Here is an 11568-nt window from a genome sequence, read left to right as displayed (position 1 = left end):
ACACCAGTAGCTCCTGCTCCTGCTCCTGTGCCCCCCACCCCCAAGCCCCAAGCTGCACCAGAGCCTGTCCCCATGCCTACACCCGCTCCCGCGCCGGCGCCCATCAAGGCGCCGACACCACAGCCTGCGGTCACCTCCCGACCCGCTGTCTCAGCCTCCCCGGCCAACATCCGCGTCACGGTCGTCGTCCACGATGCACAGGTCCGCGATGCCACATTGACCCTCATCAAGCAACTGGGATTGCAGCCCGCCTTCCTGCCGGAGCTCTCGAATCCGAGTGGCGGCGCCTTCTTCAACCGGCTCGAACATCTGGTCGATCTGCACTACGCCATCGTTCTCCTGCCGGCCGAGGCCCTGGACACGGCGGCCGGCGGGCTCAAGGCCCTGTCGCCCGGGCTGCTGATGGAGCTTGGTTTCCTGCTGGGAACCGTGGGCAAAGATCGGGTCTTTTTCCTGGTGCCCGGCCCTGCGGCCAAACCCCTGCCTTGGGACGGGGTCGCGAGCGTACCCATGGACGGCGCGGGCTTGTGGCATCTGCTGCTGGCCCGTGCGATGAAACAGGCCGGATTGGACGTGGACCTGAACCGCGCGATTTGACCCCTGGCCAGACCACGCGGCAGGGTCACGCCAGCCCCGTCGGGAAAGGCTCAGCGTCTGCGTGCTGTCCGCACCCCGGACAAGGTTGCCACAGTCGCCAGCACCTTCTCCAGCCGCCCAGAGTCCGAGATTTCCACCGTCAGCGTCATCCACGCCACGCCCTTGATGGTCTGGGTCTGGGCGCCGATCACGTTGAATTTCTCCTTGGCAAAGATCTCCAGGATGTCGCGCAGCAGGCCTTGCCGGTCGGAAGCTTCAATCGACACGTCCACCGGATAGAGCGGGGTCTCGCCGCCCTTGGGTACCCCCCATTCCACCTCGATCACGCGTTCGCCATGCCGGGTCACCAGCTGCTGCAGATTGCTGCAATCGGCGCGGTGCACGCTGACACCCTTGCCACGGGTAACAAAGCCCCGGATCTCGTCGGGCGGCGCCGGCTTGCAGCACTTGGCCAGTTGCGTCAGCAGGGAATCGACCCCCACAACCAGCACACCGCCGCGGCTGCTGCTTCCCGTGCGGATCTTCTTGAGCAGCGCGTGTTCATCCGGGGGCAGCAGTGGCTCGGCCGGGCGCAGCACCGCCTCGATGCTGCGCAGGGAAAACTCGTCCTTGCCCACCACCTCGAACAGGGCGTCGGCCGAATTGAAGCCCAGCTGGCTTGCCAGGTCATCCAGTTTGGTGGCCGTTTTGCCTTCGCGCTGCAACAGCTTTTCCACGGCCTCGCGTCCGCGCGCGATGGTCTCGTGCGTGGCCTGGGCGTTGAACCAGGCGCGCACCTTGCTGCGCGCACGCGGGCTGACCAAGAAGCCGAGTTCGGCATTGAGCCAGTCGCGTGAGGGGCCGCCCTCCTTGGCCGTGACGATCTCCACCGTCTGACCGTTTTTTAGCGGCGTGTTCAGCGGCACCATGGCGCCGTCCACCCGCGCGCCGCGACAGCGGTGGCCTAGGTTGGTGTGCACGCTATAGGCAAAGTCCACCGCCGTGGCCCCCTGGGGCAACTCGACGATGGCGGCATCGGGCGTGAGCACGTAGATGCGGTCCTCGAACACACCCTGGGCCTGTTGCGGCCCCGAGAGGTCGCGTTCCCAGGCCAGCAACTGGCGCAGCACGGCGATCTTGGCGTCGTAGGCGCTATCGGCCGTCACGCCCGCATAACCCTTGCTGCCGGCTTCCTTGTAGGCCCAGTGCGCGGCCACGCCGTGCTCGGCGTGTTCGTGCATGGCCTGGGTCCGGATCTGGATCTCGATCGGACGACCTTCCCGATCCCGCACGATGGTGTGCAGGGACTGGTAACCGTTGGCCTTCGGTCGCGCGATGTAGTCGTCGAACTCCTCGGTCACGGGGGTGAACTGGCTGTGCACCCAGCTCAGCGCGGCGTAACAGTCGGGCACGGAGCCCACGATGATGCGCAGCGCGCGCACATCGTAGACGTGGTCGAAGTCCAGCGACTTGCCGCGCATCTTCTTGACGATGCTGTAGATGTGCTTGGGCCGGCCCTGCACCTGGGCCGCGATGCCCTGGCCGCGCAATTCGGTTTCGAGGCGCTCGCGCAACCGGGTCACATAGTCCTCGCGCTCGATGCGTTTTTCATCCAGCAGTCCGGCGATCTGTTTGTAGGTGCCGGGCTCCAGGAAGCGGAAGGACAGGTCTTCCATCTCCCACTTGATCTCCCAGATGCCGAGGCGGTTGGCCAGCGGCGCGAAGACATGGAGCGACTCGGCGGCCAGGCCCGGCGGCACCGCCTGCTTGGTGGCAGCGAAATAGCGCAGGGTCTGCAGGCGCGAGGCCAGGCGCAGCAGTACCACGCGCAGGTCGCGCGAGAAGGCCAATAGCATCTTGCGCACGTTTTCGGTCTGCATGGCGCTGGTCTGCGCCATGGGCACCGGTGTGCCGCTGCGTTCGGCCGCCAGCTGGGCGGCGCGCGCCTGACGCTGCACCTGCACCAGCTTGGTGGTCTCCACGGCCAGTTCGGCATAACTCTCGCCGAAGGCCTTGGCGATGGTTTCCTGCGGCTTGTTCAGGTGGGCGCAGGCATAGACCAGGTAGCAGGCGGCCTGCATGGCCTCGGACCCACCGATGGACCTGAGGACGACGGCCACGGCATCGGCATGCGCCAGGGTATTCTCGCCCGTGTCCAGCACCTCGCTGGCCAGCAGGGGTTCGGCGAAGGCGCGCGCGCGCGCCAGGGCATGGGCCTGTTCCGGCAGGCTGTGAGCGGTGGCGGCGATCAGCGGAGAAACCGGCTCGCTGCCCGGCAGTTCGGAGGCATGGCTTTTCATGGAGAACTCAGTTGCCGGTACCGAGCAGGAAGTCGCAGACAACCTGCACCTGGTCTGCGGCCACCAGGGTGGGGGCATGGCCGACGCCGGGGAACTCGACCAGACGCCCGCGCGGGCCGCGTTGCGTCATGGCCAGGGCCGTCTCGCGAGCGAACATGTCGGAATCGACGCCACGCAGCAGCAGCGTGTCGGCGCGGATGGCGTCATAGAGCTGCCACAGCACGGCTTCACCCTGGGCCGAGGATTCGGGCGTGAGGGCGCGGAAAGGCACGGCGATGGCCGGGTCGTAATGCAGCACAAAACCGCCCGCGCCATCGGTGGCGGGCTTCAGCATGGGCTGGGTCAGCGCCAGCCACTGCTCGCGCGTGTGCGGCCCGAATCCCGCAGAGATCAGGCGCAGCGCATCGGCCGCCTGCTCGACGGAGGTGAAACGGATGGGCGCACCCAGGTACTCGCCGATGCGCTGGATGGCCTGCCAGGAGATGATCGGGCCCACGTCATTGAGCACGAGTTTGCGCAGATGAAAAGGCAGCTTCGGCTGGCCGGCCAGCACCATGCCGATCAGCCCCCCCATGCTGGTGCCCACCCAGTCCAGCGTGGTCGCCTGCAGCTGCGCCAGCAGCAGGCCCATGTCGGCCGCGTAGGCCGGAATCTGGTAGCCGGCGGGATCCTTGAGCCAGTCGCTGCGGCCACGGCCCACCACGTCGGGGCAGACCACGCGAATGGCACCGCCACTGCGCTCGCACAGGGCCCTGGCCAGCGTATCGAAATCGCGCCCCTGGCGCGACAGGCCGTGCACGCAGACCACCACATGCCCCGCTTCAGGGCGGCCCCATTGCCAGTAGGCCATGCGGTGCCCGCCGGAGGCGTCGGGGCAGCTTACGTAGTTCAGCGTAGGTTCGGACATGGTGAAATCAGATCACAAATCATCGGATGCTCTTGGCATCATCCTAATTCAAACGTACAGTCCTCAACTGCATCGGAGATATCAGCATGCTCAAAGGTAAAACCGCTCTCGTCACCGGCTCCACCAGCGGCATCGGTCTGGGCGTCGCCAAGGCCCTGGCCCGCCAGGGCGCCGACATCGTGCTCAACGGTTTCGGTGATGTCGAAAGTCCCAAGGCCGAGATCGCTGCCCTGGGGGTCAAGGTGAACTACCACGGCGCCGACATGAGCAAGCCTGCCGAGATCGAGGACATGATGACATTCGCGGCCAGCCAGTTCGGCCGTAAGCGCGTAGACATCCTGGTCAACAACGCCGGCATCCAGCACGTGGCACGTATCGAGGACTTTCCCACCGAGCGCTGGGACGCCATCATCGCCATCAACCTGACCAGCGCCTTTCACGCCACCCGCCTGGCCCTGCCGGCCATGCGCGCGGCCAACTGGGGCCGCATCATCAACGTGGCTTCCGTGCATGGCCTGGTGGCCTCGGCCGAGAAATCGGCCTATGTCGCGGCCAAGCACGGTGTCGTGGGCCTGACCAAGGTGACCGCGCTGGAGAACGCCACCACGGGAGTGACCTGCAACGCCATCTGCCCGGGCTGGGTGCTGACCCCGCTGGTGCAGAAACAGGTCGACGCCAAGGCCGCAGCCCTGAAGATCTCCAATGAGGAGGCCAAGAAACTGCTGCTGGGCGAAAAAGAACCCTCGATGCAGTTCACCACGCCGGACGAACTGGGCGAGCTCGCCGTATTCTTCTGCTCACCTGCGGGCAACAATGTGCGGGGGGTGGCTTGGAATATGGATGGGGGTTGGGTGGCGCAATAGAGCGCTCAGCTCGACTGCCTGAACGCCATCACCGCCTGGTTGCGCAAGGTCCGCAACAGCGCCAGTTCCTTTTCCCCCAGCTGCAGTTCGCCCTGCTCGCCCTTGTCGGCATAGATCAGACCGAAGGGGGCACCCTTGAGCGTCAAAGGCAACAGCAGGAACGACGATGCGTGCACCGCTTCGCGGTACCAGCCCGGCAGGCGCTCGGCCACGCGTGCGGCACTGGCGTCGCTGATCATGGTGTCGACCCCCTTGCTGCAGACCGCAGAGAACAGGTCGCTCTTCTGGGGGTTCAGCGGGATATGGAAGGACTTGACGATGCGCTCCACGCCAGGCCCCAGGCCAAAGCGCCCGGTCAGTGCGTCCTGCTTGGCATCGCGCATGCAAAACACGATCTGGCGAAAGCCCATGGCGCGGAACATGGTCTCCAGGATCATGCGCAGGATGTCGCTGAGCTTGAAGTCCTCGACCATGGCGTTGGTGATGTCCTGGATACCCGCGGCCAGCATCTCGGCCACACGCTGTGATTCCTGGGCCAGGGCCGCGATCTGCTCGGGCGTCACGGGTTGGGTGGCGTGCAACTCAAAGGAACCCACGGAGTCGTGAAAGGCGTCTCCCCCGCCCGCTTCGTACAGGGTCGCGGGTTGCGGCGTTGCGGCAGCGCCGTTGGATCCTGTGTTCAACAGACGGGCCGCCGGGGAATCAGGCGCCACCTTGAACTCCATGGCCCGGGCCAGTTCGGCCAGCTTGTCACGTGCGCGCTGGGTCGCGAACTCCACGCTTTTGTTGTCGATGCCGATGCCGCGCGCATAGCGCTGGCCCACCAGCGTCACCTTGGCCTGTACAGACTTGGTTTCCGTGTGCAGGAGAGCATCCGCCATTTCGTTCGAAGCCAGCGCAATCCAGCGCAGCCGGTCCTCGAGCTCCTTCGGGGGTGTCGACGGCGGTGGGCCGGACGGTTTGCGTATGCAGTGCTGGATGCTCTCGGGCAGGTTCCAGGCCTTGCTGATGCCCACCCCCAGTTCTTCGTAGGTGATGCCCAGCACGGTGATGGCGGCGCTGTCTTCGGAAAGGGGCTCCTTGCCCGACATCAGGGCACGCACGGCGCGCCCCTCCTCGGGAAAGTAGTACTCGGTCAACAGCCGCCCCAGGTTCTGGAACATGGCGCCCAGAAAGGCTTCTTCCCCTTCGCTGCGCACGGGGCTGAGTTCGACCGCAATCGCACCGGCCATCAGCGAGCGCAGAAACTCCTCCTTGAGCAGGTTGGCGTGCGCCTTGTCCTGCATGTGTTCCAGCAGCACCAGGCTGAGCGCCATATTGCGGATGTTGTTGAACCCCACCAGCGTGACCGCGCGCGACACCGTGCTGATGGGCCCGCCTCGCGCGTATTGCGCGGTGTTGACCACACGCAGCAGCTTGTTGGTCAGGGCCACATCCTTGAGGATCTCGTTGGTCAGGGTCGCCAGACTCTCGCGGTCCGAGCTGGAAATGCTCTGGATGCGCACGATGGAGCCCGACATGGCCGGGAAATCGCTCTTGTGGCGCATGCGCCGCAGCAGGAACTCGACCGTTCCGCTGCTGCCCTTGTCCTTGGCGTCACTTAATGGTGTTGTCACCGGACGCAGCCATTTCTTGAGCTCGTCGCGAAACACCTGGGCCGAGGGATGGCGTTGGCGCGGGTCACGCATCAGGCCGCGCAGCAGGATGGCACGCAACGCATCGTCAGCATCGCTGCCCAGATCGGGGGGCAACTGCAGGTCCTCCAGGGCCACGCGCTGCATGGCGCGCCAGGGATCGCGCTCGTCGATCAGTCGTCGCCCGCTGAGCATCTCGACCAGGACCACGGCGGCGGAAAAAAGATCCATGGCAGGCGTGGCGGGTGCCCCGGTGGTGGCCTCGGGCGACATATAACCCGGCGTGCCACCGGTAGCCTGGCCAGATGGTGCCCCCTGCGCATCACTCTCCTGCACACGCACTGCGATGCCGAAATCCATGACCCGCGCGCGGCCGGCGGCGTCGACGAGCACATTGGAGGGCTTGAGGTCGCGGTGCACGATGCCGGCCGCATGGGCGGCCGCCAGCGCCTCCAGCACCTCGACCATCAGGCCCACCGCTTCAGCCGGTGGCAGGGCCCCGCGCTGGTGCAGGATGGTCGCCAGGGTCTGGCCGGGCACGTATTCGAAGACCAGGTAGGGCTGCTGCTCCTGCACATCGGCTTCGAAGACCGGGATGATATTGGGATGGTTCAGGCGGCTGACACTGCGCGCTTCCTGCAACCATTGGTGCACCAGCGCGGCGTCTGCCCCTTGCTCAGGCCGCAGCAGCTTGATGGCCACCTCACGCTCCAGGCGGGGGTCGAAGGCCAGCCAGACCGTCGCCTGCCCGCCCTGGCCAATCAGTCGCCGCAGCTGGAAGCGCCCGATGCTGTCGCCCACCTTGGGCTCAGGCAATGCCACGACGGGACGCTTCGGGTTCTGGAAGGTGGGCAGGGGCAACATGTTGGCCTGGGCTGTGAAGTGGATGTTATGCAGACCTCCCCCCCGCCAGTGTAGGCCCGCCAAGGCACCGCGCAAGCCCCGGGCCTTCCCTAGTTTGGTACTTGCTTACCTGCTTACTTCAACTGCACCGCCCCGCTGACGGTAACCTGCACCTGGGCCTGCCCCGCCTCCACCGGCAAGGGCGCATCCGAGGCCACGCTGGCCTTGGCCTCCATGGCCATGAACCGCGGGCGGATCTGCGCGCCCAGCTCCTGGCTGTTGATGTTGATCTCACGCAGGCTGTAGGTGCTGAAGCCGAAACCACGCGCGATCTCCCCCGCGCGGGCGCGGAAGCGCTCGATGGCCTGGGCCTGGGCCTGCTGCTCGAGCTTTTCCCGCTGTTCACGGCTCAGGCCGAAGACCGTCTGCACCACCACCATGCCCTGGATGCGACCAGCCAGGGCCGCAATACGCTCGAGATCACTGCCGGACAGCACCAGTTCGGCCGTGCCCAGCCAGGTGCTGATGCGGCCGTCCCGGTTGGTACGGGGGTAGAGGCTGAAATTGCCGCTGCGCACCTCCAGGCTCCCGGGTTGGGCGGCGGGACGCGCTTCGGCCAGGGCCACATCCAGCACCGTCTTGAGTTGTTGCTGCACCACCGTGGGGTCGCCCCCCTCGCGCGTGGCGCGCAAGGTCACGCTGAGCTGGTCCTGACGCGCTTCCAGGGTGGCCGTGGCCGTGAACTGAACGACATCGCGCGGCGTAGGGCCCAGCTGGGCCTGGGCGGCAGGCACCAAGGCCGCCCCCAGGCTGACACCCAGCAGCAGGGCACGAAGAGAAGCAGAAACGGCTGTCATGAGGGAGACTCCTAGATGAATTGGGCATTCTTGCGTCCACGCACTTGCGCATCGCGCCAAGATTTGTAACAGTATGTCAAAGTCAGGCCTCTGCGAGGCAGAGAGCCTGCGGCGACCGGCAGAATTCACAGCACGTAAACCGTCCAAGGCTGAGCATAGAACATGACGTCCACTTCAAGCCGTACTGACAAGATCCTCGTGGTCGACGACGACGCACGCATACGCGATCTGCTGCGCCGTTACCTGACGCAGGAGGGCTTCGAGGTCTTCCAGGCCGAGGACGGCAAGTCCCTCACGCGCATCCTGCTGCGCGAAACCGTGGACCTCATCGTGCTGGACCTCATGATGCCCGGCGAGGACGGCCTGTCCATCTGCCGCCGCCTGCGCGCGGCCAACGACAAGACCCCCATCATCATGCTGACCGCCAAGGTCGAGGACGTGGACCGCATCGTCGGCCTGGAAGTCGGCGCCGACGACTACCTGGGCAAGCCCTTCAATCCGCGCGAGCTGCTGGCGCGCATCAACGCCGTGTTGCGCCGCCGCCCGACGCTGGAGGCCCCTGGTGCACCTTCAGGTGACCAGGAGGTCGTTGTCTTCGGTCCCTATACCTTCGACATGGGCGCGCGCACCCTGCGCAAGGATGGCGAGGAACTGCCCCTGACCACCGGCGAATTCGCCATGCTCAAGGCGCTGGTGCGCCACCCTCGCCAGCCCATGTCGCGTGAAAAGCTGGCCCAGCAGGCACGCGGGCGCGAGTTCGAGCCCTTCGACCGCAGCCTGGACGTGCAGGTCTCGCGCCTGCGCAAGCTCATCGAGATCGACCCGGCCGTACCGCGCTACATCCAGACGGTCTGGGGCGTGGGCTACGTCTTCGTACCGGACGGTGCAGGTTGATCTTCCGCAGTCGCCGCTCCCCCACCCTGCTGCACCCTTCGCTGCTGGATCCCTCGCGCTGGCAATCCGGGCTGACCGAGGAGCAGCAGGGCGGCTCGCCACCGGAGAGCTCACCGGCCGAACTCGACGGTGAACTGCGCGATCACAGCGGCCTGAGCCTCTTCTGGCGCACCTTCTTCCTGCTCGCCCTGCTGCTCTTCGGCAGCATCCTGGCCTGGCTGCAGACCTTGCGTGCGCTGGAGTTCGAACCGCGCGCCATCCAGACAGCGCAACAGATCGCCTCCCTGGTCAACCTCAGCCGCGCCGCACTGGTGCACTCCGACGCCATCATGCGCGTCTCGCTGATCAAGACCATCACCGAGAAAGAGGGGGTGCGGGTGGTGCCGCGCGAGCCCACCGACCGCTATGAGCCTTTCGATACCGACAGCGTGAACCGGCGCATCAACCAGGAACTGACGGCGCGACTGGGACCTGGCACGGTGGTGGCCAACAGCGTCAACGGCAAACCCGGTCTGTGGGTGGGTTTTGTGATCGACCGAGACAACTACTGGCTGCAGACCGACCGCGAACGCTTTAACCAGACCGCCAACAAGACCTGGCTGATCTGGCTGAGCACGGGCGCCCTGCTCTCGCTGGCCGGCGCGGCCATCATCGCGCGCCTGATCAACCGCCCGCTCAAGCAGCTCTCCTTTGCCGCCAGCCGCATCCGCGAAGGTGATTTCGCCGCCAGCCGCCTCAACGAGCGCGTACAGACCACCGAAATCCGCCAGGTCAACATCGGCTTCAACCGCATGGCCCAACGCCTGGCCAAGATCGAGCAGGACCGTGCCGTCATGCTGGCTGGCATCTCGCACGACCTGCGCACGCCGCTCTCGCGCCTGCGCCTGGAAACCGAGATGAGTGTCACCGATCCGGACGCCCAGGCCCACATGGTGGACGACCTGGAACAGCTTGACGCCATCATCGACAAGTTTCTCGACTACGCGCGCCCCGACCATGTACGCCTGAGCCCGGTCAACCTCAACGAAGTCATCCGCGCCAGCCTGTTCGCCTTCAAGGACCGCCCGGACATGCTGTTCAACCTGGACCTGCAGGACAACGTCACGGTGCTCGCCGATACGGTGGAACTCGGTCGCGTTATCTCCAACCTGGTGGAAAACGCGCGCCGTTACGGCAAGGACCCGGAGTCCGGCATCACCACCGTGGACATCACCACGCGCGCGCGCGACCAGCTGGTGCAGATCCGCGTTCGCGACCATGGCCTGGGCGTGGCGCCCGAACACCTGCCCAACCTGACCAAACCCTTCTACCGTGGCGACGAGGCGCGCACCGCGGCCACGGGCGCGGGCCTGGGGCTGTCCATCGTGGACAAGACCGTGCGTCGCATGGGCGGCAAGTTCGGCCTGGGCAACAGCAGCACGGGCGGTTTCACCGTCCGCATCCAGCTCAAGCAGCCTCGCGCCTGAACGCAGGCACCCGAACTAGCGTGTCAGCAGCACGACGGCCCTGGCCTCGATGCTCAGTCCCTCGCCCACGGGGCCCAACTTTTCCGCCGTCTTGGCCTTCACATTGACCCGATCAGCGGACAGACCCAGCAGGGCTGCAATGCGCTCGCGCATGGCCGGGATGTGGGGCGCCATCTTGGGCGCCTGGGCGATGATGGTGCTGTCGATATTCCCGATCAACCAGCCCTGGGCCCGCACGCGTGCCGCGGCCTCGGCCAGCAGCACGCCCGAATCAGCCCCCTTGAAGGTCGCATCGGTGTCGGGGAAATGACGCCCGATGTCACCCAGGCCCGCCGCACCGAAAAGCGCGTCGGTGATGGCGTGCAGCAGGGCATCGGCATCCGAATGGCCCAGCAGGCCCTTCTCGTAGGGAATCTCGATGCCGCCGAGGATGAGCTTGCGCCCCTCGACCAGAGCATGCACATCCCAGCCCTCACCGATGCGGAAATTCATGTCTTGCTCCTGCGCGCATTGAGGACCGCCTCGGCCAGGGCAAAGTCCTCCGGATAGGTCACCTTGAAATTCTGGGCGCTGCCGCTCACCAGGCGCGGCGCCAGGCCCAGCGCCTCGATGGCCGAGGATTCGTCGGTGACTTCCGCGCCGTTCTGCTGCAAAGCGCGCTGCAACAGGCCCAGGCGGAACATCTGCGGCGTCTGCGCCAGCCATTTGTCGCTGCGCGCCAGCGTGCTCGCCACGCGCCCGTCCCGCTCCTGCTTGAGCGTGTCGGGCAGTTTCAGCGCCAGCAGGCCGCCCACGTCGTCCTGCGCACAAGCCTCTATCAGTTGCGTGATCTGTTCCGGCGTAACCAGGCAGCGTGCCGCGTCGTGCACCAGCACCCAGTCGCCTTCGCCCGCTCCCAGGCTGCGCAGCGCCGCCAGGCCATTCGCCACGGTGGCTGCGCGCGTGGCGCCGCCGCAATCAGCCAGCGTGTAGGTAGCGCTGGCCTCAGGTTCAAGAAAGCGGTCATCCGGTGCCACCACCACCAGCGTACGCTGCAGTTGTGGCACGGCGGCAAAGGCCGCCAGAGTGTGCCGCACCATGGGCTGGCCCGCCACGGGTTGGTACTGCTTGGGGCCGGGGCCACCCGCGCGTGAACCGGTGCCGGCGCAGGGGATCAGGGCCCAGTAACGGGCCGCGGGGTGAGAAGATGTGTCGCGCATGGGAGAGTTGCCATTCTAGATGGCACAAC

10 protein-coding genes are annotated in these 11568 nt (G+C 66.2%); 4 read left to right on the top strand and 6 right to left on the bottom strand.

The features are described 5' to 3' along the window. Nucleotides 1–72 precede the first annotated feature (72 nt). Complete coding sequence (locus tag AC07NT_RS05730) at nt 73–597, top strand: hypothetical protein (protein ID WP_498642662.1); 525 nt, start codon at nt 73–75, stop codon at nt 595–597. A gap of 50 nt (nt 598–647) precedes the next feature. Here AC07NT_RS05730 and AC07NT_RS05725 read toward each other — a convergent pair whose 3' ends face one another. Both AC07NT_RS05725 and AC07NT_RS05720 read right to left on the bottom strand, forming a co-directional pair. Further along, nucleotides 648–2876 (bottom strand): RelA/SpoT family protein, encoded by a 2229-nt coding sequence (locus AC07NT_RS05725; protein WP_498597401.1) that lies wholly within the window; start codon nt 2874–2876, stop codon nt 648–650. 7 nt (nt 2877–2883) lie between these two features. After that, complete coding sequence (locus AC07NT_RS05720) at nt 2884–3783, bottom strand: alpha/beta fold hydrolase (RefSeq protein ID WP_498597402.1); 900 nt, start codon at nt 3781–3783, stop codon at nt 2884–2886. Between the two features lie 86 nt (nt 3784–3869). Here AC07NT_RS05720 and AC07NT_RS05715 point away from each other — a divergent pair, with 86 nt between their 5' ends. Then, nucleotides 3870–4646, top strand: coding sequence for a 3-hydroxybutyrate dehydrogenase (locus tag AC07NT_RS05715; RefSeq protein WP_498597403.1), 777 nt, complete (start codon nt 3870–3872; stop codon nt 4644–4646). 5 nt (nt 4647–4651) lie between these two features. Here the strand turns inward: AC07NT_RS05715 and AC07NT_RS05710 are convergent, their stop codons facing one another. Both AC07NT_RS05710 and AC07NT_RS05705 read right to left on the bottom strand, forming a co-directional pair. Beyond that, nucleotides 4652–7144: a protein kinase domain-containing protein gene (locus AC07NT_RS05710; RefSeq protein ID WP_498597404.1), complete on the bottom strand. Its 2493-nt coding sequence runs from the start codon at nt 7142–7144 to the stop codon at nt 4652–4654. 113 nt (nt 7145–7257) lie between these two features. Further along, a complete protein-coding gene (locus tag AC07NT_RS05705) occupies nt 7258–7980 on the bottom strand; it encodes an SIMPL domain-containing protein (RefSeq protein WP_498597405.1) in 723 nt (240 codons plus the stop codon). A 162-nt stretch (nt 7981–8142) separates the two neighbouring features. On the opposite strand from AC07NT_RS05705, the gene ompR reads away from it, so the two are divergent. Further along, the gene (gene ompR / locus AC07NT_RS05700; RefSeq protein ID WP_498597406.1) at nt 8143–8874 is read left to right on the top strand and encodes an osmolarity response regulator transcription factor OmpR; all 732 of its coding nucleotides are present in this window, start codon (nt 8143–8145) and stop codon (nt 8872–8874) included. Between the two features lie 134 nt (nt 8875–9008). Then, nucleotides 9009–10340 (top strand): sensor histidine kinase, encoded by a 1332-nt coding sequence (locus tag AC07NT_RS05695; RefSeq protein WP_498598498.1) that lies wholly within the window; start codon nt 9009–9011, stop codon nt 10338–10340. 15 nt (nt 10341–10355) lie between these two features. On the opposite strand, the gene ispF is transcribed toward AC07NT_RS05695, so the two are convergent. Together ispF and ispD are read right to left on the bottom strand one after the other, a co-directional pair. After that, on the bottom strand, nt 10356–10832 hold the full coding sequence (ispF, locus tag AC07NT_RS05690) for a 2-C-methyl-D-erythritol 2,4-cyclodiphosphate synthase (protein WP_498597407.1): 477 nt from the start codon (nt 10830–10832) through the stop codon (nt 10356–10358). Continuing rightward, nucleotides 10829–11539: a 2-C-methyl-D-erythritol 4-phosphate cytidylyltransferase gene (ispD, locus tag AC07NT_RS05685; protein WP_498597408.1), complete on the bottom strand. Its 711-nt coding sequence runs from the start codon at nt 11537–11539 to the stop codon at nt 10829–10831. Before ispD ends, ispF begins: the two co-directional genes overlap by 4 nt. Nucleotides 11540–11568 lie beyond the last annotated feature (29 nt).

Source organism: Hylemonella sp. GW821-FHT10B10, from assembly GCF_059415585.1.
This window is presented reverse-complemented; position numbering and strand designations above follow the sequence as displayed.

Coding starts and splice junctions, on each gene's coding strand:
- AC07NT_RS05730 (WP_498642662.1), top strand. CDS start 73: ATGCCTACACCCGCTCCCGCGCCGGCGCCCATCAAGGCGCCGACACCA.
- AC07NT_RS05725 (WP_498597401.1), bottom strand. CDS start 2,876: ATGAAAAGCCATGCCTCCGAACTGCCGGGCAGCGAGCCGGTTTCTCCG.
- AC07NT_RS05720 (WP_498597402.1), bottom strand. CDS start 3,783: ATGTCCGAACCTACGCTGAACTACGTAAGCTGCCCCGACGCCTCCGGC.
- AC07NT_RS05715 (WP_498597403.1), top strand. CDS start 3,870: ATGCTCAAAGGTAAAACCGCTCTCGTCACCGGCTCCACCAGCGGCATC.
- AC07NT_RS05710 (WP_498597404.1), bottom strand. CDS start 7,144: ATGTTGCCCCTGCCCACCTTCCAGAACCCGAAGCGTCCCGTCGTGGCA.
- AC07NT_RS05705 (WP_498597405.1), bottom strand. CDS start 7,980: ATGACAGCCGTTTCTGCTTCTCTTCGTGCCCTGCTGCTGGGTGTCAGC.
- ompR (WP_498597406.1), top strand. CDS start 8,143: ATGACGTCCACTTCAAGCCGTACTGACAAGATCCTCGTGGTCGACGAC.
- ispF (WP_498597407.1), bottom strand. CDS start 10,832: ATGAATTTCCGCATCGGTGAGGGCTGGGATGTGCATGCTCTGGTCGAG.
- ispD (WP_498597408.1), bottom strand. CDS start 11,539: ATGCGCGACACATCTTCTCACCCCGCGGCCCGTTACTGGGCCCTGATC.